A 21,452-nucleotide genomic window follows, 5' to 3' on the forward strand; every position below is an offset into this window, starting at 1 on the left:
GCCCGTTCCGCATGCTCAGAGCGCCGCGGCTGGCTCCCGGGCCGGAAGCCAGCAGCGGATGATGTCGCGGACCGAGACGATCCCGGCGGGCTCGCCGTGGTCGAGGACGACCAGGTGCCGGAAGCCGCCGTTGGTCATGGCGCGGGCCGCCTCCTCCAGGGTCCAGGTGGGGGCGGCGAAGACGACGTCGGTGGTGGTGTGGGCGTGGGTGCGTTCCGTGTCCGGGTCCTGGCCGAGGCCGACGGAGTTGAGGATGTCGCGTTCGGTGAGGATGCCGACACCGCCGGCGTCCGGGTCGAGGACCACCGCGGCGCCGACGCGCCGGGCGGACATCAGTGCGGCTGCCTGGCGGAGCGTATGGGCGGGGCCGACGGTCAGGATCACCGTGCTCATGGCGTCACGGACGAGCATGGATGGGCCACCTCCTTCGGAATCCCGGGGCTCTGTCCGGCCCGGCGCCCGAGGCGCCTGTTCGGGATTGCACAAATTCACAAGCGGGGGTGGATTCAGACTGCCAGGTAAAGGGACGGTCAACAAGGGGGCGCGCGAAGTCAGTTGAGGGCGTACCGGGAGTACTCCCGTGCCTCACTGGCGCGGGTTGAGATACCCCAGCAACTCCTCGTGCAGCAGACCGTTGGACGCGGCAGCGTTGCCGCTGTGCGGGCCCGGGCGGCCGTCGAGGCCCGTGAAGGTGCCGCCGGCCTCCGTCACGATGATCGCGTTGGCGGCCATGTCCCACAGGGACAGCTCGGGCTCGGCGCAGATGTCCACGGAACCCTCGGCGACCATCATGTACGGCCAGAAGTCGCCGTACGCGCGCGTGCGCCACACCTCGCGGGTCAGGTCCAGGAAGCCGTCCAGCCGGCCCTGCTCCTCCCATCCGGACAGGGACGAGTAGGCGAAGGACGCGTCCGCGAGCGTGCCGACGCGGGAGGCGTGGATACGGCTCGCGGAGGTCAGGCCCCGGCCGCTGAAGGCGCCGTGCCCCTTCGCGGCCCACCAGCGGCGACCGAGGGCCGGGGCGGAGACCAGGCCCACGACGGGCTGGTAGCCGCCCTCGCCCGCCTCCATCAGGGAGATGAGCGTGGCCCAGACGGGGACGCCGCGGACGTAGTTCTTGGTGCCGTCGATCGGGTCGATCACCCAGCGCCGGGGGCCGGTGCCCTCGATGCCGTACTCCTCGCCGAGGACCGCGTCTCTCGGGCGGGCGCGCTGGAGCTGGCCGCGGATGAGTTCCTCCGCCGCCTTGTCCGCTTCGGTCACCGGCGTCATGTCCGGCTTCGTCTCCACCTTCAGGTCGAGGGCCTTGAAGCGGTCCATCGTGGCCGCGTCGGCCGCGTCCGCGAGGACGTGGGCGAGGCGGAGGTCGTCGAGGTAGTCCGGCATGTGACGAACCGTATCCGCCGGGGTCGGTGCGGGGCCACCACGGGGCGGGCGGGGGTGTCGGGCGGGGTGTCGTGCGGGGCGGGGGAGCAGCGAGTGAAGCGATGTGGCGGGAGGGGGTGGTGGGGTACCCAGGGCCGGTGTGCCGGTGGAGGGGAGCGCCGTCGCGGTCCTCCGCGAACCCTTGACAGTGCATACGAGCGCGTCAAACCTGGGCGCAGAGTCGGTCCACCCCAGGGAGGCGATGATGCCTGCAGCCCGGGAGTCGCTGCTGGACGCCGCGTACACGGCGCTCGCGCGCCGGCCGTGGTCCACGGTGCGGATGGTCGACGTGGCCGCGGCCGCCGGGGTGTCCCGGCAGACCCTGTACAACGAGTTCGGCAGCAAGGACGGCCTGGCCAGGGCGCTGGTACGGCGGGAGGCCGACGGGTATCTCGCCGGGGTCGAGCGGGCGCTGGGCAGCGCCGGTGGGACCGGGGAGAGGCTCACCGCCGCCGCCGAGTGGACGGCCGTCGCGGCCCGGGACAACGCGCTGGTCCGGGCCGTGCTCACCGGCTGCTGGAGCGAGTGGCTGCCCGCGCCCCCGCCGGCCGGCGTGCGCTCCTCCTCCACGGTGCCCGCGCAGCGCCGGGCGGACGGGCCGCTGCCCACGCCCCCCGACTTCGTGCGGATGGTCCGGGAACGTGCCGTGAGCGCGCTGGCCGGGCCCGGCGCCGCCCCGTCCGACACCGTGGAACTGGCCCGCTCCTGCGAACTCGTCGTACGCCTCGCCCTGTCCTGCGTGGCGGCACCACCCGGCGAGGGCGGGGTGGCCGAGCTGGTGCGGGCGGTCCTGCCCCACCAGACGGTCCGAGACGGCCGCCACGGCCCCTGAACGGCCACGAACGGCGGGCCCCGCCGCCCCGGCCGACGCACCACGCGCCCAGACCGGCCCGGCCCAGACGGGCTCCGCACGGCCCGGCCGGAACTTCGCCCGCGCCCGTCCCCCTAGTGCGCGGAGCCCGACAGCTGGAGCCCTATCACCCCGACGATGACGAGGCTGATCGAGACGATCTTCAGGGTCGACACCAGGTCACCGAGGAAGACCATGCCGTAGATCGCGGTGCCGGCCGCGCCGATCCCGGTCCACACCGCGTAGGCCGGGCCGACGTCCAGCTTCTTCAGCGACAGGGTCAGCAGGCCGAAGCTGCCGAGGGCGAACGAGGCGAAGGCGATCGTCGGCCACAGCCGGGTGAACCCGTGGGAGAGCTTGAGGCACACGGCGAAACCGGTCTCCAGAACCCCGGCCGCGATGACCAGCAGCCACGCCATGTGCTGTCCTCCCGTTGATCCGGATCTCCGGTTCGGTGCGATTATGCACTTGCCGAACTCGGGCCCCGGCAAACAACGCGATGGTCAGTCGCCCTCGCGGCGCTCCCTGGTGGAGAGCAGCCGGCGCAGCGAGTACAGCCGCGCGGGGTCCGCGTGGCCCCCCTCGACCCATGCGTCCAGCGCGCAGTCCGGCTCGTCGTGGCTGCACGCGCGCGGGCAGTCCGCGGTGCCGGGTTCGAGGTCCGGGAAGGCGTGGATCACCCGGGTCGGGTCGATGTGCGCGAGACCGAAGGACCGGACGCCGGGGGTGTCGACCACCCAGCCGTCGTCGTCGGACAGCGGCAGCGCCAGCGCCGAGGTGGTGGTGTGGCGGCCCCGGCCCGTCACCGCGTTCACACGTCCCGTCGTACGCCGGCGGTCCTCGGGGACGAGCGCGTTGACCAGCGTCGTCTTGCCGACGCCCGAGTGGCCGACGAACGCGGTGATCTTGCCGTCCAGGTGCTCGCGCACCCGGGCCGCTGCGTCCCCGTTCTCCAGTTCGTCGCGGCTGGTGACCACGTACGGGATGTCCAGGGCGCCGTACAGCTCCAGCAGCCTGTCCGGCGGGGCGAGGTCCGACTTGGTCATCACCAGCAGCGGCTCCAGACCGCCGTCGTAGGCCGCGACCAGGCAGCGGTCGATCAGCCGGGGACGGGGTTCCGGGTCGGCCAGGGCCGTGACGATCGCCAGCTGGTCGGCGTTGGCGACGACCACCCGCTCGTAGGGGTCGTCGTCGTCCGCCGTGCGCCGCAGCAGCGAGGAGCGCTCCTCGATGCGGACGATCCGCGCGAGCGTGTCCTTCTTGCCGGACAGGTCGCCCACCAGGGCCACCCGGTCCCCGACCACCGCCGCCTTGCGGCCCAGCTCCCGGGCCTTCATCGCCGTCACGGCCCGGTCGTCGACCAGGCAGGTCAGCCGGCCCCGGTCGACGGTGAGGACCATGCCCTCGGCCGCGTCCTCGTGCTTGGGCCTGATGTTGGTGCGCGGCCGGTTGCCCTTGCGGTTGGGGCGGCTGCGGATGTCGTCCTCGTCGGTGTGCTTGCCGTAGCGGCGCATGGCGTCGTCCCTACTGCCCGAGCATCCCGGTCCACAGCTCGGGGAAGTCCGGCAGGGTCTTCGCCGTCGTCGCCACGTTCTCGATGCGCACGCCCTCGACCGCCAGGCCGATGATCGCGCCGGCGGTCGCCATGCGGTGGTCCTCGTAGGTGTGGAAGGTGCCGCCGTGCAGCGGGCGCGGGCGGATGTGCAGACCGTCGGCCGTCTCCGTGACGTCACCGCCGAGTTCGTTGATCTCCTTGGTGAGCGCGGCCAGCCGGTCCGTCTCGTGCATCCGCAGGTGCGCCACGCCCCGCAGGGTCGACGGGGAGTCGGCGAGCGCGGCGACCGCGGCGATGCCGGGGGTCAGCTCGCCGACGTCACCGAGGTCGACATCGATGCCGTGGACCGCACCCGAACCGGTGAACACCAGCCCGTATTCGGTGAGTTCGCAGGAACCGCCCATCTCGGTGAAGATCTCCCGCAGCCGGTCACCCGGCTGGGTGGTGCGGGCCGGCCAGTCCGGGACCAGCACCTTGCCGCCGGTGACCAGGGCCGCCGCGAGGAACGGCTGCGCGTTGGACAGGTCGGGCTCGATCGTCAGGTCCCGGCCGAGCAGCGCGCCCGGCGTCACCCGCCACACGTTGGGCTCGCCGCCCGACTCCGGCGTGTCCACCTGGGCGCCGACCGCGCGCAGCATGTCCACCGTCATCCGGATGTGCGGCATGGAGGGCAGGGTGGCCCCGGTGTGCCGGACCTCCACGCCCTGGTTGAAGCGCGGGCCGGACAGGAGCAGCGCCGAGACGAACTGGGAGGACGAGGAGGCGTCCACCGACACCGGACCGCCGTCCAGCGCCCCGCCGCCGTGCACGGTCAGCGGCAGCGCGCCCCGGCCGTCGTCGTCGATCCGGGCGCCGAGCACACGCAGCGCGTCGATCACACCGTGCAGGGGGCGCTCGTACGACCGCGGGTCCCCGTCGAACCGGATCGGGCCGTCGGCCAGTGCGGCCACCGGCGGCAGGAACCGCATCACCGTGCCCGCGTTGCCGACGTCGACCGTGGCCGGGCCGTGCAGGCCGGTCGGCAGCACCCGCCACGCCTCGCCCGAGCCGCCCGGGCCGCCCGCGGAGCTGGACGACACCGTCTCCTCGATCTCCACGCCCATCGCGCGCAGCGCCCCCGCCATCAGCAGGGTGTCGCGCGAGCGCAGCGGGCGGCGCAGCCACCCGGGCTCGGAGGCGAGGGCGGCGAGCACGAGGGCACGGTTGGTGACCGACTTGGACCCCGGCACGTGGACCGTCGCGTCGACGGCTCCGCTCGCGTGCGGGGCGGGCCAGAGTGCGGAGGAGGCGGTGTTCGGGGCCATGGGGCCCACTTTATAAGGAGGGCCCGGTGTCAACCTTCCAGCAGCCAGCGTCCCCCGCCGATCAGCGAGCACAGCGACACCGCGTGGAACAGGAACAGCCACAGGCCCGCCGGCACGTGCGTCAGCCGGGACAGCTGGTCCGCGTCCGAGTCCCCGGCCCCTTCCCGCGACCGCTTGGCCTGCAGCTCGAAGGGCGGCCGTACGCCCCCGAACAGCAGGAACCACACCACCGCGTACGCGAACGCGGCCTGCACCTGCGCTCCCGTCAGCCAGGAGACCAGCAGGAACGCCCCGCCCGCGAGGACGACGGTCAGCACGCCGTACGCGTTGCGGATCATCACCAGCATCACCAGCAGCAGGGCCGTCGCCGCCCACAGCAGCAGTGTGATGCGGCCCGCCGCGAGCAGCGCGGCGCCGCCGAGACCGAGCAGGGAGGGCGCCGTGTAGCCCGCGGCCGCCGTGAGGATCATGCCCAGGCCGTACGGCTTGCCGCGGCTGACGGTGAGGCCGCTGGTGTCGGAGTGCAGACGGATGCCGGTGAGCCGGCGCCCGGTGAGCAGGGCGATCAGGCCGTGCCCGCCCTCGTGCGCGATGGTGATCGCGTTGCGGGATATCCGCCACAGGGTGTGCGGGACGACCGCGGCGAGCGCGGCGGCCAGGGTGGCGAGCACCACCCAGAGGCCGGGGTCGGGCTGGGTGCCGGTGAGCCGGTCCCAGACGTCGGGCAGCGCGATGGCGGCGAGGCTGTCCATTCCGGTGTGGGCTCCCTCTCGTCTTGCGGAGTCTGGCAGTGTGGCACGTATGTGCGGACGGTATGCATCCAGTCGTAGGCCCGAGGATCTCGCAGGAATCTTCGGGGTCGAGAAGTGGGAGCCCGAGGAGACCCTGGACGCGGACTACAACGTGGCCCCGACCAAGGAGGTCCTCGCCGTCCTCGACCGCCCCCTGAAAGACGCGGACTCGCCGCGTCCGGTTCGCCAGCTGCGCACGCTGAAGTGGGGGCTGGTGCCGTCCTGGTCGAAGACCCCCGAGGGCGGCGCCCGGATGATCAACGCGCGCGCGGAGACCGTGCACGAGAAGCCCTCCTACCGCCGGGCCTTCGCCACCCGCCGCTGCATCCTGCCCGCCGACGGCTACTACGAGTGGGTCACCGGCAAGGAGGAGCGGGATCTGGAGGCCGAGGGCAGGAAGAAGCGGCCCCGCAAGCAGCCGTACTTCGTGCTGCCCGCCGACGGGTCGGTGTTCGCGATGGCCGGCCTGTACGAGTTCTGGCGCGACCGGACCCTGCCCGACGACCACCCGGGGGCCTGGTGGGTCACCTGCTCGGTGATCACCACCGAGGCGGAGACGAGCCCGCTGGCCGTCGCCCCCGCCGAGGGCCCGCACGCCCTGGCCGACATCCACCCCCGCATGCCGCTGATGCTCACCCCGGACCGCTGGGACGCCTGGCTGGACCCGGCCCGCACCGACCCGGACGAGCTGCGCGCCCTGCTGGCCCCGCCCCCGGCCGGCCTGATGCGCGCCTACCCGGTCTCCACGGCCGTCAGCAACGTCCGCAACAACGGCCCGGAGCTGCTGAAGGAGCTGGAGGCCCCGGAGGAGGGCACACTCTTCTGATGAAGATCGAGACGGTCGGGACCGACGCGGGGGACGCCCGCGTCACCTGGCACGAGGCCCGGAAGGCGCGGCTGGTCCTCGCCGTGGGCCACGGGGCCGGCGGCGGCATCGAGGCGCGGGACCTCCAGGCGCTCGCCCGGGTGCTCCCCGGGCACGGCGTGAGCGTCGCCCTCGTGGAGCAGCCCTGGCGGGTGGCGGGGAAGAGGCTGGCGCCGGCGCCCAGGACCCTGGACGTGGGGTGGCGGGGCGTGTGGCCGGCCCTCGCCGGGCCGGGGCTTCCGGTGCTCGCCGGCGGCCGCAGCGCCGGGGCACGGGTGGCCTGCCGGACCGCGGCCGAGCTGGGCGCGCTCGCCGTGCTCGCGCTGAGCTTCCCGCTGCACCCGCCCGGCAGGCCGGAGCGGTCCCGCGCCGCGGAACTGCTGGGCGCCGGGGTGTCCACCCTCGTCGTCCAGGGCGGGAACGACCCGTTCGGGAGGCCCGAAGAGTTCCCGGACGGCGGCCACCGGCTGATCGAGGTGCCGTACGGCGATCACGGGTTCGCCGTGCCCAAGCGGGCGGCGATCACCCAGGAGCGGGCCCTCGAGATCGTCACGGAGGGTGTCGTGGAGTGGGCCGCGTCACTCGGGTGACCCGGGAATGCCGGGCGGTGGAGGGCTGTTGTGCGGGACAGAAGTGCTGAGGCCTCGGCACCGACGTCGTGGGAGAGGAAGTCCGCCGCATGGGTTCGACGATCTGCCCGCTCGCCACCCGCCATCCCATGGAGGGGTTGCGCCCGGCGGAGTCCGATTCCAGCCGTAGCAGCCGCACTGACCTGGACTGGACGGTGCTGCACGCGGCTCGGACCGCGCCTATTCGAGGGGCGGCGGGTACGGGTCGTGTTCTATCCTCCGATTCGAGTGGGACCGGTTCCGGTCCTGCCCGGGATCTTGAGGAGGTGGGTCCGGTCACCGGTACCGACGCAGGGACCGACAACGGCCAGGCGGAGCAGCCCGAGGGCCAGGGCGTGAGCGCGGAGGCGGGCACGGGGACCGGCCCCGAGTCGACCGCGGAGCGCAGCGCGCGCTTCGAGCGGGACGCGCTCGAATTCCTCGACCAGATGTACTCGGCCGCACTGCGCATGACGCGCAACCCGGCCGACGCCGAGGACCTGGTGCAGGAGACCTACGCCAAGGCGTACGCGTCCTTCCACCAGTTCCGCGAGGGCACCAACCTCAAGGCGTGGCTGTACCGGATCCTCACCAACACCTTCATCAACTCCTACCGCAAGAAGCAGCGTGAGCCCCAGCGCTCCGCCGCGGAGGAGATCGAGGACTGGCAGCTCGCCCGCGCCGAGTCGCACATGTCGACCGGTCTGCGCTCCGCCGAGTCGCAGGCGCTGGACCACCTGCCCGACTCGGACGTGAAGGAAGCGCTCCAGGCCATCCCCGAGGAGTTCCGCATCGCCGTCTATCTCGCGGACGTCGAGGGCTTTGCCTACAAGGAGATCGCGGACATCATGGGGACACCCATCGGTACGGTGATGTCCCGGCTGCACCGGGGCCGCCGTCAACTGCGCGGCATGCTCGAGGACTACGCGCGTGAGCGCGGCCTTGTCCCGGCGGGCGCCGGGGAGTCGGACGAAGCGAAAGGCTCGGGCTCATGAGCTGCGGAGAGCCGCACGAGACGGACTGCAGTGAGGTGCTCAACCACCTCTACGAGTTCCTGGACAGCGAGATGCCGGACGTCGACCGCGACAAGTTCCAGCACCACTTCGAGGAATGCTCTCCCTGCCTCGAGAAGTACGGCCTGGAGCAGGCCGTGAAGAAGCTGGTCAAGCGGTGCTGCGGCCATGACGACGTGCCCTCCGACCTGCGCGCCAAGGTGATGGGGCGGATCGACCTGATCCGCTCCGGGCAGACCGTGCCCGAGCACGACGTGACGGCGACGCCCCAGGAGAGCTGAGCGCATCACCCGAACGTGCTAATCCTCAGGTCGTAAGCGCCGGACCCCCCGATTCCCGCCCTAGGCTCCGAGCCCGGACAGGCATGGTCGGGGGAGGGGCGATGGAGGCGGTACCGGCGAGAGCGCGCGGCTATGTCGGCTGCGTCGCCCTGCTGGCCCTGACCTGCGTCCTGCCGCTCCCGGCGATCCACACCTCCTGGTGGGCGCTCACCCTGCTCGCCGCCCTCTACGCGGCCTGCGAGCACGTCGTACGCCGCCGCTTCGGCGGCACCTTCTACCCCGTCCTGCTCGCCGGGGCGTTCCTGCTGCCCCCGCCGGCCGCCGCGCTCATCCCGCTGCCCGCCGCGCTGCTCTCCCCGGTCGAGGACCGGCCCGGACTGACGCGGCGCACATGGCGGGCCGCGCAGCCCGCGCTCGCCGTCTGGGCCGCGGCCCGGGTGCACTGGGCCCTCGGCGGCCGGGACGCCGTCGTCGCCTCCGACTTCCCCTTCGCGCTGCTGCCCGCCGGCGCGGCCGTGCTCGCGTTCTGCCTGGTCCTCACCGTCCTCGACGGCGGCATCCGCGTGGTCGCGCTGGGAGTCCCGCCGCGGCAGGCCTGGCGGGGGCCCGCGACCCGCTCGCTCGCGCCGGTCGCGGCGCACGGACTGGCCGGGCTGATGATGGCCGTGCTGTGGCGCAGCCCGTACGGCCCGGTCGCCGCGCTGCTCGTGCTGCTGCCGATGTGGGTCTCCTGGTGGGTGTTCGCCCAGTACCACCGCGAACGCGCCGCCCACCAGGCCACCATCCGCGCCCTCGTGCAGGCCGTCGACATCAAGGACGGTTACACCCGCGGCCACAGCGAACGCGTCGGGCAGGCCTCCGTGATGATCGCCCGCGAACTCGGCATGGACGACGAGCGGGTCGAGGTGCTGCGCTTCGCCGGCATCCTGCACGACGTCGGCAAGCTCGGCGTGCCCACCCGGCTGCTGCGCAAGGACGGCCCGCTGACCCCCGAGGAACGCAGGATCATCGAACTCCACCCCGAGTACGGCCACGAGATGGTCCGCGGGATCTCCTTCCTCGGCGAGGCCCGGGCGGCGATCCTGCACCACCACGAACGCCTCGACGGCAGCGGCTACCCCTACGGCCTGGCCGGCACCCGGATCCCCGAGTGCGCCCGGGTCGTCGCCGTCGCGGACGCCTTCGACGCCATGACCTCCACCCGCTCCTACCGCCGGGCCCGGCCGGTCGCGACGGCCGTCGCCGAGCTGGAGCGCTGCGCGGGGACGCAGTTCGACCCCCGCATGGTCACCGCGCTCGCCCGGGCGCTCGGCCGCCACGGCTGGCACCCCGCGGTCACCGCCGACGAACCGGAGTACGGCCCGGCGCCCCGGGAGCGGACCGTCCCCAGCCCCGGGACGCCCCGGTGAACGCCCTGCGGCTCATCCACGGCGCGGCCGCCCTCACCGCGGCCGGCTCCCTCGCCGTCACCCTGTGGACCGGCCTGGACGACCGGGGGGTCGCGCTCGCCTTCGGGGTGCTCATAGCCGTCGGCGAACTCACCCGCTGGAGCGGCGTGGAGGTGCGCCAGGCCGCGCCCCTGGGAGCCGCCGGAGCGCTGTCGTACGCCCTGCTCGGGGCCGACGCCGGGCAGCCGAGCGGGCACGACGCCGCCCAGGTCGTCACCGTCGTCCTCGCCGCCGCCCTGCTCGGCGCCGTCCCGCACATCTGGCGCGGCCGCACCCCCACCCTGGACCACCTGGCCCGCCGCGTGCTCACCGTCGGCTTCGCCGCCGTCTGCTTCCAACCCCTCTACAACCGGGGCGTCTTCGGCTCCTGGGGCGGCCCCGGATACGTCCTGCTGCTGGTCACCCTGCTCGCCCTCACCGAGCTGTGCGACGCCGTGCTGGCCGCCGCGCTCGCCCACTCCCGCACCCGCTGGCCGTTCGGCCCGCTCTTGCGCGAGGAGCTGCGCGGGCTGCTCGGCATCGGCTCCGCCGTGTGCGCGACCGGCGCGGTGATGGCGCTCGCGGTCGCCGTCGCGGGGCTGTGGGCGCTGCCCGTGTTCTGCCTGCCCCTGCTGCTCACCCAGCTGTCCGTGCGCCGGTACGCGGCCGTCCGCGCCACCTACCGGCAGACCATCGCCTCCCTCGCCCGGGCCACCGAGATCGCCGGCTGCACCCCCGCCGGGCACGCCCGCCGCGTCGCCGCGCTCGGCCTCGCCGTCGGCCGGGACCTGGGCCTGACCGGCGGCGAGCTGACCGTGCTGGAGTACGCGGCCCTGATGCACGACATCGGCCAGCTCAGCCTGGTCGACCCGGTCCCGGCCGGGGCCACCGCCGGTCTGCCCCCGGCGGAGCAGCGGCGCATCGCCCTGCTCGGCGGCGCCGTGGTCCGGCAGACCGGGGTGGCCGCGGCGGTCGCCGTCGTCGTGGAGCGGCAGGCCGACCCCTACCGGGAGCAGCCGGTCGCGGCGCGGATCGTCCGGGCCGTGAACGCGTACGAGGAGAAGAGCCGGGAAGCCGGTCCCGAGGGCCCGCTGCGCGCGCTGGAGGAGCTGCGCCTCGGCACCGCGGACGACTACGCTCCCGAGGTGGTGGAGTCGCTCGCCCGGGTGCTGTCCCGGCCGCACGGGTGGCGCGGGACCGGGGCGGCCGGGGACGGCGGGAGACGTACGGCACTGTCTGACCCCGCGCGGGGCTGGGTAACCCATGGGTAATGAGCGCCTTTCCCGGCGTACGTGGTTGGATGCGAGGGAGAGGGTGTCCGGGGGCACAAGCCAGCCCACTGTGCGGAACTGGAACTGGCAGGCGGGAATCGTGAGGATCTTCGGAAAGGGACGGCACCGGCCCTCCGCCTCCTGGCGGCAGGCCACCGACCGTGCGTTCACGCTGATCGGCGACGGCCGGTACGAGGACGCGGGCGAACTGCTGACCCGCGCCGCCGACCTGGAACCCTGGCTGGCGGAGTCCTGGTTCAACCTCGCCCTGCTGCACAAGTTCCGGCACGACTGGGAGCAGGCCCGCGCGGCCGGACTGCGCGCCGTCGCCCTGCTCGACCGGGAGGCCGGCGCGCCCGACTGGTGGAACGTCGGCATCGCCGCCACCGCCCTGCAGGACTGGCCGCTCGCCCGCCGCGCCTGGCAGGCCTACGGGCTGAAGGTGCCCGGGGGCGCCGGCGTGGCCGGGGAACCGCTCGGCATGGAGCTCGGCAGCGCGGCCGTACGGCTCTCCCCGGAGGGCGAGGCCGAGGTGGTGTGGGGCCGCAGGCTGGACCCGGCGCGGATCGAGGTCCTGTCCATCCCGCTGCCCTCCTCCGGACGGCGCTGGGGCGAGGTCGTGCTGCACGACGGCGTCCCGCACGGTGAGCGCACCACCTCCGCGGGGCACTCCTACCCGGTCTTCGACGAGATCGAGCTGTGGGCGCCCTCTCCCGTGCCCACCTGGGTGGTGCTGCTGGAGGCGGCCACCGAGGCGGACCGGGACGCACTGGAGCAGCTCGCGGCGGACGCCGGGTTCGCCGCCGAGGACTGGTCGTCCTCGGTGCGGCTGCTGTGCCGGATGTGCAGCGAGTCCCGCATGCCGTCCGACGAGGGCGAGGGCGTGCACCTGGACCCGCACGACCACAGCGAGCCCGGGCACCCCGGCCCGCTGGGGCATCGCACGGACGGGCAGCTGTGGGTGCCGGAGCGGGAGTGCGGCGTGGCCGCGCCCGCCGCGCTGGTGCGGGGCCTGCTGGACGGGTGGGTCGCGGACAGCCCGGACTCCAGGGACTGGCGAGATCTGGAAGAGGTTTGCTGAGCGACCGGTGACCTGCCGCCTTTAGGCTGTACTCGCAGAATTTTCCAGGCTTGCAGGAAGGCGTACGTCGGTCATGGCTCAGCAGGACACCGATCAGCAGCACGCGGGCGTGCTCCCCGTCGACGACGAGGGCTACGTCGTCGACACGGAGGACTGCGAGGAGCGCGAGAACGCCTGGCGTGAGCGCGGGACCTCGCGGCCGGTCACGGTCGTCGGCAACCCGGTGCTGCACAAGGAGTGCAAGGACGTCACCGAGTTCGGCGAGGAGCTCCAGCAGCTGGTCGCCGACATGTTCGCGAGCCAGCGCACCGCCGAGGGCGTGGGCCTGGCCGCCAACCAGATCGGCGTCGACGTGAAGGTCTTCGTCTACGACTGCCAGGACGACGAGGGCGTCCGGCACGTGGGCGTGGTGTGCAACCCGAAGCCGGTGGACCTGCCGGCGGAACGGCGCCGTCTGGACGACAGCAACGAGGGCTGCCTCTCCGTGCCGGGGGCGTACGCCCCGCTGGCCCGTCCCGACTACGCCGAGGTGACCGGCCAGGACGAGCAGGGCAACCCGGTCAGGGTCCGCGGCACCGGCTACTTCGCACGGTGTTTGCAGCACGAGACCGACCACCTTTACGGCTACCTGTACATCGACCGGCTGTCCAAGCGGGACCGCAAGGACGCGCTGCGGCAGATGGCCGAGAACGAGCCACGCTACCCCGTGGTCGCCAACGACTAGCGACCGCCGTGCCGCCGGGGCGCCCGGCCGGGGATCACCCCCGGTCGGGCGCCCCTTCGCGTTGCCCTCGTTCGCTCATCCGTGCGTCGTACAACCGGTCGCATCCGAGCCTCTAGTGATCCCTAATCAGTCACACAAGGGGGGATTCTCGGCACCTTGGGGTAGTGAGTGAAGCAAATCCGTTCCCACGGCGGTCAGTTGTGGTGCTGAATGGGAGAGCGGGGATACGCAACGGCGCACGCCCGGCACGGCGGGAGGGGTGTGCGCCCCTGGCGGCTGAGAGGGGTTTGTTCTGTGCAAGCTTTCCCACACAGCACCACGGCGACACCGACGGCGGTGGTAGTGCCGCCCTCACTGGCACTGCCGGTGATCGAGTCCGCCTTTCCCCGGCAACTGCATCCGTATTGGCCGCAGCTCCAGGAGAAGACACGGCGCTGGCTGCTCGAAAAGCGGCTCATGCCGGCGGACAAGGTGCAGGAATATGCCGACGGACTTTGCTACACCGACCTCATGGCGGGCTACTACACCGGTGCCCCCGACGAGGTCCTGCAGGCCATAGCCGACTACAGCGCGTGGTTCTTCGTCTGGGACGACCGCCACGACCGCGACATCGTCCACGGCCGGGTGGGCGACTGGCGGCGGCTGAGGTACCGCCTGCACGCGGCCCTGGACGCGCCCCGGCACCATGTACACCACCCGGACCCGCTGGTAGCGGGGTTCGCCGACAGCGTGCTGCGGCTGTACGGCTTCCTGCCGGGCACCTGGAACCAGCGGTTCGCCCGGCACTTCCACGCGGTCATCGAGGCGTACGACCGCGAGTTCCGCAACCGCACCGAGGGATACATTCCCGGCGTCGAGGAATACCTGGCCCTGCGCCGGCTGACCTTCGCGCACCGGATATGGACGGACCTCCTCGAACCCAGCGCCGGCCGTGAACTCCCGGACGCCGTGCGGAAATTCCCCGCATATCGCCGGGCCGCACTGCTCAGCCAGGAATTCGCCGCCTGGTACAACGATCTGTGCTCGCTGCCCAAGGAAATTGCGGGCGACGAGGTCCACAATCTCGGAATCAGCCTCATCACCCATGAGGGCCTGACGCTCGAAGAAGCGGTGGACGAGGTCAGGCGTCGGGTCGAGGAATGCATCAGCGAATTCCTCGAAGTCGAGCAGGAGGCACTGCGTTTCGCCGACGGACTCGACGACGGGACGGTCGCCGGAAAGGAATTGAGCGGCGCCGTCAGAACCTGCGTCGGCAACATGCGCAACTGGTTCAGCTCCGTCTACTGGTTCCACCACGAGTCCGGCCGCTACATGGTCGACACCTGGGACGACCGGTCCACGCCCCCTTACGTCACGAACGAAGCGGCAGGTGAGAAATGACCGTCGAGTCTGTGAAGCCCGTGGCCTCCGAGCCCACCGGGCTGCTCGAACCGCCCCTGGCCGGTGGCGCCGTACCGGTCCTCGGCCACGGCCTGAAACTGGTCCGCGACCCGCTGGCCTTCATGTCCCGGCTGCGCGCCCACGGCGACGTGGTGCGCCTGAAGCTCGGCCCCAAGACGGTGTACGCCGTCACCACGCCGGCGCTCACCGGGGCGCTCGCGCTCAGCCCCGACTTCAAGATCGACGGACCCCTGTGGGAGTCCCTCGAAGGCCTGCTCGGCAAGGAGGGCGTGGCCACCGCCAACGGCCCCCGGCACCGACGCCAGCGCCGCACCATCCAGCCCGCGTTCCGGCTGGACGCGATACCCGGCTACGGGCCCGTCATGGAGGAGGAGGCGCACGCGCTGACCGACCGCTGGAAACCCGGCGGGACCGTCGACTGCACCTCCGAGTCCTTCCGGGTCGCCGTCCGCATCGCCGCCCGCTGCCTGCTGCGCGGCGAGTTCATGGACGAGCGCGCCGAGCGGCTCAGCATCGACCTCGCCAGTGTCTTCCGCGGTATGTACCGGAGGATGGTCGTCCCCCTGGGACCGCTGTACCGGCTGCCGTTTCCGGCCAACCGCGAATTCAACCGGGCCCTGGCCGATTTGCATCTGCTGGTGGACGAGATCGTCGCCGAGCGGAGGGCATCTGGTCAAAAGCCGGACGATTTGCTGACGGCATTGCTGGAGGCGAGGGACGACAATGGGGACCCCATCGGGGAACAGGAGATCCACGACCAGGTCGTCGCGATACTCACCCCCGGCAGCGAAACCGTCGCGTCCACGATCATGTGGCTGCTCCAGGTCCTCGCGGAACACCCGGAACACGCCGAGAAGGTACGGACCGAGGTCGAATCCGTGACCGGTGGCCGACCCGTCGGATTCGAGCACGTCCGCTCACTCACGCACACCAACAATGTCGTCGTCGAGGCCATGCGGCTCAGGCCCGCCGTATGGATATTGACGCGCCGCGCGATCAGCGACACCGTCCTCGGCGGCTATCGCATTCCGGCCGGGGCGGACATCGTCTACAGCCCGTACGCGATCCAGCGCGACGGCCGCTCCTACGCCGGCCATCTCGACTTCGACCCCGACCGGTGGCTGCCGGAGCGGGCCAAGGAGGTGCCGAAGTACGCGATGAGCCCGTTCAGCGTGGGCAACCGCAAGTGCCCCAGCGACCACTTCTCCATGACCCAGCTGAGCCTGATCACCGCGGCCGTCTGCGCGAAGTACCGCTTCGAGCAGGTCGCCGGGTCCGACGACGGCACCCGGGTGGGCATCACGCTGCGCCCGCACAACCTGCTGCTCAGGCCCGTGGAGTGGTGACGGGCGACTCCTGATACGGGCGCGCGCTCAGGCGGCCTCGGGGCCCCGGAACGCGCGCCGGTAGGCGTTGGGCGTGGTGCCGAGCGCCCGCACGAACTGGTGCCGCAGCGCCGCCGCCGTGCCGAACCCGGTGCGCCAGGCGACGGCGTCCACGGTCTCGTCCGTGCCTTCCAGCAACTCCTGTGCACGCAGTACCCGTTGCCGCAGGATCCACCGGTAGGGGGTCGTCCCCGTCTCCTGCTGGAACCGGCGGGCGAAGGTGCGCGGGGCCATGTGGGCGCGGGCGGCGAGCTGTTCCACGGTCACCTCCTGGTCGAGGTGCTCCTCCATCCACACCAGGACCTCGCCGACCGTGTCGCACGGGGCCTTCGGCAGCGGCCGCTCGATGAACTGCGCCTGTCCGCCGTCCCGGTGCGGCGGCACCACCATCCGCCGGGCGATCCGGTTGGCCACCTCGGGACCCTGTTCCTTGCGCACCAGGTGCAGACAGGCGTCGATCCCCGCCGCGGTGCCGGCGGAGGTGATCACCGGGTCCTCGTCGACGTACAGCACGTCCGGCTCGACGGTCAGCCGCGGGTACCGGCGGGCCAGTTCCTCCGCGTGGTGCCAGTGCACGGCGCAGCGCCGGTCGTCCAGCAGGCCCGCGGCGGCCAGGACGAAGACGCCCGAGCAGACGCTGAGCACCCGGGCGCCACGGTCCACGCCACGGCGCAGGGCGTCCAGCAGCTCCGGCGGGAACGTCCGGGAGTCGTAGCGGGCCCCGGCCGGCACGGCGATCAGATCGGCCTGCTCCAGGCGCTCCAGGCCGTGCTCCACCTGCATGGTGAACCCCGCGTTGGCGCGCAGTACGGGCCCGTCGGCCGAGGCCACCGCGAAGTCGTACACCGGCAGGCCCTCGTCGCTGCGGTCGGTGCCGAAGACCTCGCAGACGACGGCCATCTCGAAGGGGTTCACGCCGTCGAGCAGGACGGCGACCACGTTCTGCAGCATGACTCCAGTGTGCCTCGGCACTGGCAGTAATTCGAGGGTATACGGCAGTCCTGCCACTCACGGTAAGGAGCATCCGGCGCGACAGTGGTGTCCATGACCACGACACAGACAGAAGGACTGCTCGGAATGATCGCCGTGCTCGGCATCCTGGGACTCCTGGTCCTCCCCGCGGTGATCGGCATCCTGCGGGACAGGGCCATCGACCGCCAGCTCAGGCAGGCGGAACGCGGGGAGGCGGCGCGAGAGCCGCGCCGCCCCCACCACAGGGCCCACCCGGCGGTGGGGCCGAGGTGACCGGTCAGAAGTCCTCGTCCAGGTCGACGGTGCCCTCCACCGCGACCTGGTACGCCGACGGGCGGCGCTCGAAGAAGTTGGTCAGCTCCTGGACCCCCTGCAGCTCCATGAAGGAGAACGGGTTCTCCGAGCCGTAGACCGGCGCGAAGCCGAGCCGGCCGAGGCGCTGGTCGGCCACGCACTCCAGGTACTGGCGCATCGAGTCGGTGTTCATGCCCGGCAGGCCGTCACCGCACAGGTCGCGCGCGAACTGCAGCTCGGCCTCGACGGCCTCCCGCAGCATGTCGGTGACCTGCTGCTCGAGTTCGCCGTCGAAGAGGTCCGGCTCCTCCTTGCGGACGGTGTCGACCACCTCGAACGCGAACGACATGTGCATCGTCTCGTCGCGGAACACCCAGTTGGTGCCGGTCGCCAGACCGTGCAGCAGACCCCGGCTGCGGAACCAGTAGACGTACGCGAAGGCGCCGTAGAAGAACAGGCCCTCGATGCACGCGGCGAAGCAGATCAGGTTGAGCAGGAAGCGGCGGCGGTCGGCCCTGGACTCCAGCCGGTCCAGGCTCTCCACCGAGTCCATCCACTTGAAGCAGAACCCCGCCTTCTCGCGGATGGACGGGATGTTCTCCACGGCCGCGAACGCGGCGGCGCGGTCCTCCGGGTCGGGCAGGTAGGTGTCCAGCAGCGTCAGGTAGAACTGGACGTGCACGGCCTCCTCGAACAGCTGGCGCGACAGGTACAGGCGCGCCTCCGGGGAGTTGATGTGCTTGTACAGCGTCAGGACCAGGTTGTTCGCGACGATCGAGTCGCCCGTCGCGAAGAAGGCCACCAGCCGGCCGATCAGGTGCTGCTCGGCCGGGCTGAGCTTCGCGAGGTCGGAGACGTCGGAGTGGAGGTCGACCTCCTCGACGGTCCAGGTGTTCTTGATCGCGTCCCGGTAGCGCTCGTAGAAGTCCGGGTAGCGCATCGGGCGCAGGGTCAGCTCGAAGCCGGGGTCGAGCAGGTTCTGGTTGGGCATTACTGGCAGGCCTCGCAGGACTCGGGGTTTTCCAGGGAGCAGGCGACCGCCTCGGGGTCGGGGGTGGCCTGCACGGGGACGGCGGCGCGGGCCGCGCGGGCGATCCGGGTCGCCGGGCGCGAGCGCAGGTAGTACGTCGTCTTCAGGCCCGACTTCCAGGCGTACGCGTACATCGAGGAGAGCTTGCCGATCGTCGGCGTCTCCATGAACAGGTTCAGGGACTGCGCCTGGTCCAGGAACGGGGTGCGGGCCGCGGCCATGTCGATCAGACCGCGCTGGGGGATCTCCCACGCCGTGCGGTACAGCGTCCGCACGTCCTGCGGGATCCAGGCGAAGTCCTGCACCGAGCCGCTCGAGTCGCGCAGCGCCTCACGGGTGCGCGCGTCCCACACGCCCAGGTCCTTCAGGTCCTGCACCAGGTACGAGTTGACCTGGAGGAACTCACCCGACAGCGTCTCGCGCTTGAACAGGTTCGACACCTGCGGCTCGATGCACTCGTAGACGCCCGCGATGGAGGCGATGGTGGCCGTCGGAGCGATCGCGAGGAGCAGCGAGTTGCGCATGCCGACCGCCGCGATCCGCTCGCGCAGCGCCGCCCAGCGCTCGGGCCAGGTCAGCTCCGCGTCGTAGTGGTCCGGGTGCAGCACACCGCGCGCGGTGCGGGTCTTCTCCCAGGCCGGCAGCGGTCCGTTGCGCTCGGCGAGGTCGGTGGAGGCCTCGTACGCGGCGAGCATGATGCGCTCGGCGATCCGGGTGGACAGCGCCCGGGCCTCGGGCGAGTCGAAGGGCAGGCGCAGCTTGAAGAAGACGTCCTGGAGACCCATCGCGCCCAGGCCCACCGGCCGCCACCTGGCGTTGGAGCGGCCCGCCTGCTCGGTCGGGTAGAAGTTGATGTCGACGACGCGGTCCAGGAAGGTGACGGCCGTGCGGACCGTCTCGTCCAGCCGCTCCCAGTCGATGTCCCCGCCGCTCACGAACGCGCCGAGGTTGACCGAGCCGAGGTTGCAGACCGCCGTCTCGCCGTCGTCCGTGACCTCCAGGATCTCCGTGCAGAGGTTGGAGGAGTGGACGACGTGGCCCGGCTCGGCCGTCTGGTTGGCGGTGCGGTTGGCGGCGTCCTTGAAGGTCATCCAGCCGTTGCCGGTCTGCGCGAGGGTGCGCATCATGCGGCCGTACAGCTCGCGCGCCGGGATGGTCTTCTTCGCGAGGCCCTGGCGTTCCGCCTCGCGGTAGGCGGCGTCGAACTCCACGCCCCACAGGTCGACGAGACCGGGCACGTCCGACGGGGAGAACAGCGACCACTGCCCGTCGGCGTTGACCCGGCGCATGAACTCGTCCGGGACCCAGTGCGCGAGGTTCAGGTTGTGGGTGCGGCGGGCGTCCTCACCGGTGTTGTCCCGCAGCTCCAGGAACTCCTCGATGTCGGAGTGCCAGGTCTCCAGGTACACCGCGGCCGCGCCCTTGCGCCGGCCGCCCTGGTTCACGGCGGCCACCGAGGCGTCCAGGGTCTTCAGGAACGGCACGATGCCGTTGGAGTGCCCGTTGGTGCCCCGGATCAGCGAACCGCGGCTGCGGATGCGGGAGTACGACAGACCGATGCCGCCGGCGTGCTTCGACAGGCGGGCGACCTGGTGGTAGCGGTCGTAGATGGAGTCCAGCTCGTCCAGCGGGGAGTCCAGCAGGTAGCAGGACGACATCTGGGGGTGCCGGGTGCCGGCGTTGAAGAGCGTCGGGGAGGAGGGCAGGTAGTCCAGGCGGCTCATGAGCCCGTAGAGCGCGGCGACCTCGTCGACGGAGCGGGCGGTGTCGTCCTCGGCCAGGCCGGCGGCGACCCGCAGCATGAAGTGCTGGGGCGTCTCGACGACCTTGCGGGTGATCGGGTGCCGCAGCAGATAGCGGCTGTGCAGGGTGCGCAGCCCGAAGTAGCCGAAGCGGTCGTCGGCGAGCGGGTCGATCAGGTGGTCCAGCCGGCCGGCGTGCAGCCGGACGAACTCGGCGGTCCGGTCGGCGATCAGGCCTTCCCGGTGGCCGACGGCCACGGACTCGGTGAACGTCGTCACGCCCTGCGAGGCGGCCTCGGCACGGATGGAGACGGTCAGCAGCCGGGCGGCCAGCCGCGAGTAGGCGGGGTCCTCGGAGATGAGACCCGCGGCGGCCTCCGTGGCCAGCTCGCGCAGCTCCGACTCGTCCGCGTGGGCCGACCGGCCGCGCAGCGCGGCGGCGGCGACCCGGCCGGGGTCGGTGTCGGGGAGGTCGGCGGTCAGCTCGGTCAGGGTCCGCAGCAGCGCGGCACCGGGACCGTCGTTCTCCAGACCTGTGGCTGAAGCCGGTTCGGCTGGCGCGATGGTCACGTGGGGCTCTCCCTCGCTCGGCACGGGGGCCTGGCGGAGGGCAGCGGGCAGTCACGAGCGCACACGGCGTCGCGTCCACCGACCCATTCCACGAGGCCCGGACGTCTCAGGGCACCCGGACCGGACGGCCGGGCGCGCTGCCGGCAGGTCCTCGGACTGACACGGGCGTGCGCAATGCACGCAAGTACACCGTTGCGGGACAGTTCCGGATTCGCACCGGATTCCCCTGCGGCGACAGCGAGCATGAGCATACATCTAGTGCCGGGCTGTCGTGTCACCCCCAGATGTTGTGTCGAGGTGGTTTCGGAGTGTCAGCTCGTAGGTGAGAAGGGTGATGTCGTCCAGGTGCGGCACGGGATTCCAGTCCCGCTCCGGCGTGCGAACGAAGCCGAGGCGTTCGTAGAGCCGGTGGGCGCTGTGCATGGAGCGCTGGCTCGACAGCACGACGGAGGTGCAGCCCTCCGTGCCGCGGGCACGGTCGAGGCAGGCCCTGACGAGGGCCTCGCCGACGCCCTGCCCGCGCACGCCGCGCGCGACGGCCAGCGCCCGGATCTCGGCCTCCCCGGGACCCGCGATGTCGGCGACGGGGCCGCCGTCGGGGACGAAGGTGACGCCGCCGAGCAGCTCGCCGTCGCGCACCGCCACGAGCACCTCGGCGGCGGCGGCCCGCTTCGCGACGTCCCTCAGCACGGGCAGGTACGCGTCGTCCTCGCCGTAGTCGAGGAGGCCGTCGTCGAGGTAGGCCCGGGCGGTGAGTTCACCGAGGGCGGCGTGCTCGTCGGGGGTGCTCTGCCGGATCACGATGTCCATGGCACCGAGTCTGGTGCACGGACACGGCGACGGGCCGCCGGATTTCCCGGCGG

Annotated in this window: 22 protein-coding genes and 1 riboswitch; of the genes, 12 read left to right on the top strand and 10 right to left on the bottom strand. The window is 72.1% G+C overall.

Going from position 1 to position 21,452, the window contains the following annotated elements; genetic code table 11:
- Positions 1 to 15: 15 nt before the first annotated feature.
- Both ACZ7FF_RS24280 and hisN read right to left on the bottom strand, forming a co-directional pair.
- Entirely contained in the window at positions 16 to 411 is a 396-nt protein-coding gene (locus ACZ7FF_RS24280) for a CBS domain-containing protein (RefSeq protein ID WP_470814362.1), read from the bottom strand.
- A gap of 174 nt (positions 412 to 585) precedes the next feature.
- Positions 586 to 1,386 (bottom strand): histidinol-phosphatase, encoded by an 801-nt coding sequence (gene hisN, locus ACZ7FF_RS24285; RefSeq protein WP_470814363.1) that lies wholly within the window; start codon positions 1,384 to 1,386, stop codon positions 586 to 588.
- A gap of 241 nt (positions 1,387 to 1,627) precedes the next feature.
- Between hisN and ACZ7FF_RS24290 the strand changes: the two genes are divergently transcribed.
- The gene (locus tag ACZ7FF_RS24290; RefSeq protein WP_470814364.1) at positions 1,628 to 2,257 is read left to right on the top strand and encodes a TetR/AcrR family transcriptional regulator; all 630 of its coding nucleotides are present in this window, start codon (positions 1,628 to 1,630) and stop codon (positions 2,255 to 2,257) included.
- A 113-nt stretch (positions 2,258 to 2,370) separates the two neighbouring features.
- On the opposite strand, the gene ACZ7FF_RS24295 is transcribed toward ACZ7FF_RS24290, so the two are convergent.
- The 4 genes from ACZ7FF_RS24295 to ACZ7FF_RS24310 form a co-directional block, all read right to left on the bottom strand.
- Entirely contained in the window at positions 2,371 to 2,694 is a 324-nt protein-coding gene (locus ACZ7FF_RS24295) for a DMT family transporter (protein ID WP_470814365.1), read from the bottom strand.
- A gap of 84 nt (positions 2,695 to 2,778) precedes the next feature.
- The gene (rsgA, locus tag ACZ7FF_RS24300; protein ID WP_470814366.1) at positions 2,779 to 3,789 is read right to left on the bottom strand and encodes a ribosome small subunit-dependent GTPase A; all 1,011 of its coding nucleotides are present in this window, start codon (positions 3,787 to 3,789) and stop codon (positions 2,779 to 2,781) included.
- Between the two features lie 10 nt (positions 3,790 to 3,799).
- Positions 3,800 to 5,134: a 3-phosphoshikimate 1-carboxyvinyltransferase gene (aroA, locus tag ACZ7FF_RS24305; protein WP_470814367.1), complete on the bottom strand. Its 1,335-nt coding sequence runs from the start codon at positions 5,132 to 5,134 to the stop codon at positions 3,800 to 3,802.
- A 29-nt stretch (positions 5,135 to 5,163) separates the two neighbouring features.
- On the bottom strand, positions 5,164 to 5,886 hold the full coding sequence (locus tag ACZ7FF_RS24310; protein ID WP_470814368.1) for a M50 family metallopeptidase: 723 nt from the start codon (positions 5,884 to 5,886) through the stop codon (positions 5,164 to 5,166).
- A 49-nt stretch (positions 5,887 to 5,935) separates the two neighbouring features.
- Between ACZ7FF_RS24310 and ACZ7FF_RS24315 the strand changes: the two genes are divergently transcribed.
- From ACZ7FF_RS24315 to ACZ7FF_RS24360, 10 genes are all read left to right on the top strand, one after another.
- Positions 5,936 to 6,751 (top strand): SOS response-associated peptidase, encoded by an 816-nt coding sequence (locus ACZ7FF_RS24315; RefSeq protein WP_470814369.1) that lies wholly within the window; start codon positions 5,936 to 5,938, stop codon positions 6,749 to 6,751.
- Complete coding sequence (locus ACZ7FF_RS24320; RefSeq protein WP_470814370.1) at positions 6,751 to 7,380, top strand: alpha/beta hydrolase family protein; 630 nt, start codon at positions 6,751 to 6,753, stop codon at positions 7,378 to 7,380. The genes ACZ7FF_RS24315 and ACZ7FF_RS24320 overlap by 1 nt, the downstream gene beginning before the upstream one ends.
- 305 nt (positions 7,381 to 7,685) lie before the next feature.
- Positions 7,686 to 8,393 (top strand): sigma-70 family RNA polymerase sigma factor, encoded by a 708-nt coding sequence (locus tag ACZ7FF_RS24325; RefSeq protein ID WP_470814371.1) that lies wholly within the window; start codon positions 7,686 to 7,688, stop codon positions 8,391 to 8,393.
- Positions 8,390 to 8,692, top strand: coding sequence for a mycothiol system anti-sigma-R factor (gene rsrA, locus ACZ7FF_RS24330; RefSeq protein ID WP_470814372.1), 303 nt, complete (start codon positions 8,390 to 8,392; stop codon positions 8,690 to 8,692). The genes ACZ7FF_RS24325 and rsrA overlap by 4 nt, the downstream gene beginning before the upstream one ends.
- A gap of 101 nt (positions 8,693 to 8,793) precedes the next feature.
- Complete coding sequence (locus tag ACZ7FF_RS24335) at positions 8,794 to 10,101, top strand: HD-GYP domain-containing protein (protein WP_470814373.1); 1,308 nt, start codon at positions 8,794 to 8,796, stop codon at positions 10,099 to 10,101.
- On the top strand, positions 10,098 to 11,390 hold the full coding sequence (locus ACZ7FF_RS24340; RefSeq protein ID WP_470814374.1) for an HD-GYP domain-containing protein: 1,293 nt from the start codon (positions 10,098 to 10,100) through the stop codon (positions 11,388 to 11,390). The genes ACZ7FF_RS24335 and ACZ7FF_RS24340 overlap by 4 nt, the downstream gene beginning before the upstream one ends.
- A 100-nt stretch (positions 11,391 to 11,490) precedes the next feature.
- Positions 11,491 to 12,471 (top strand): hypothetical protein, encoded by a 981-nt coding sequence (locus ACZ7FF_RS24345; protein WP_470814375.1) that lies wholly within the window; start codon positions 11,491 to 11,493, stop codon positions 12,469 to 12,471.
- 73 nt (positions 12,472 to 12,544) lie between these two features.
- Positions 12,545 to 13,195, top strand: coding sequence for a peptide deformylase (gene def, locus ACZ7FF_RS24350; protein WP_470814376.1), 651 nt, complete (start codon positions 12,545 to 12,547; stop codon positions 13,193 to 13,195).
- A 294-nt stretch (positions 13,196 to 13,489) separates the two neighbouring features.
- Positions 13,490 to 14,575, top strand: coding sequence for an epi-isozizaene synthase (gene cyc1 / locus ACZ7FF_RS24355; RefSeq protein WP_470814377.1), 1,086 nt, complete (start codon positions 13,490 to 13,492; stop codon positions 14,573 to 14,575).
- Positions 14,572 to 15,942 (top strand): bifunctional albaflavenone monooxygenase/terpene synthase, encoded by a 1,371-nt coding sequence (locus tag ACZ7FF_RS24360; protein ID WP_470814378.1) that lies wholly within the window; start codon positions 14,572 to 14,574, stop codon positions 15,940 to 15,942. Before cyc1 ends, ACZ7FF_RS24360 begins: the two co-directional genes overlap by 4 nt.
- A gap of 27 nt (positions 15,943 to 15,969) precedes the next feature.
- On the opposite strand, the gene ACZ7FF_RS24365 is transcribed toward ACZ7FF_RS24360, so the two are convergent.
- The gene (locus tag ACZ7FF_RS24365; RefSeq protein ID WP_470814379.1) at positions 15,970 to 16,932 is read right to left on the bottom strand and encodes a helix-turn-helix domain-containing protein; all 963 of its coding nucleotides are present in this window, start codon (positions 16,930 to 16,932) and stop codon (positions 15,970 to 15,972) included.
- A 93-nt stretch (positions 16,933 to 17,025) separates the two neighbouring features.
- Here ACZ7FF_RS24365 and ACZ7FF_RS24370 point away from each other — a divergent pair, with 93 nt between their 5' ends.
- Positions 17,026 to 17,226: a hypothetical protein gene (locus ACZ7FF_RS24370; protein ID WP_470814380.1), complete on the top strand. Its 201-nt coding sequence runs from the start codon at positions 17,026 to 17,028 to the stop codon at positions 17,224 to 17,226.
- A 4-nt stretch (positions 17,227 to 17,230) separates the two neighbouring features.
- On the opposite strand, the gene ACZ7FF_RS24375 is transcribed toward ACZ7FF_RS24370, so the two are convergent.
- The 3 genes from ACZ7FF_RS24375 to ACZ7FF_RS24385 form a co-directional block, all read right to left on the bottom strand.
- The gene (locus ACZ7FF_RS24375; RefSeq protein WP_470814381.1) at positions 17,231 to 18,238 is read right to left on the bottom strand and encodes a ribonucleotide-diphosphate reductase subunit beta; all 1,008 of its coding nucleotides are present in this window, start codon (positions 18,236 to 18,238) and stop codon (positions 17,231 to 17,233) included.
- Entirely contained in the window at positions 18,238 to 20,589 is a 2,352-nt protein-coding gene (locus ACZ7FF_RS24380) for a ribonucleoside-diphosphate reductase subunit alpha (protein WP_470814382.1), read from the bottom strand. The genes ACZ7FF_RS24375 and ACZ7FF_RS24380 overlap by 1 nt, the downstream gene beginning before the upstream one ends.
- A gap of 125 nt (positions 20,590 to 20,714) precedes the next feature.
- Positions 20,715 to 20,840: riboswitch (cobalamin riboswitch) on the bottom strand.
- 4 nt (positions 20,841 to 20,844) lie between these two features.
- Positions 20,845 to 21,399 carry a GNAT family N-acetyltransferase gene (locus tag ACZ7FF_RS24385; RefSeq protein ID WP_470814383.1) on the bottom strand — a complete coding sequence of 185 codons (555 nt, stop codon included), beginning with the start codon at positions 21,397 to 21,399 and terminating at the stop codon, positions 20,845 to 20,847.
- Between the last annotated feature and the right edge of the window lie 53 nt (positions 21,400 to 21,452).

Source organism: Streptomyces sp. NPDC037126 (genome assembly GCF_055605965.1).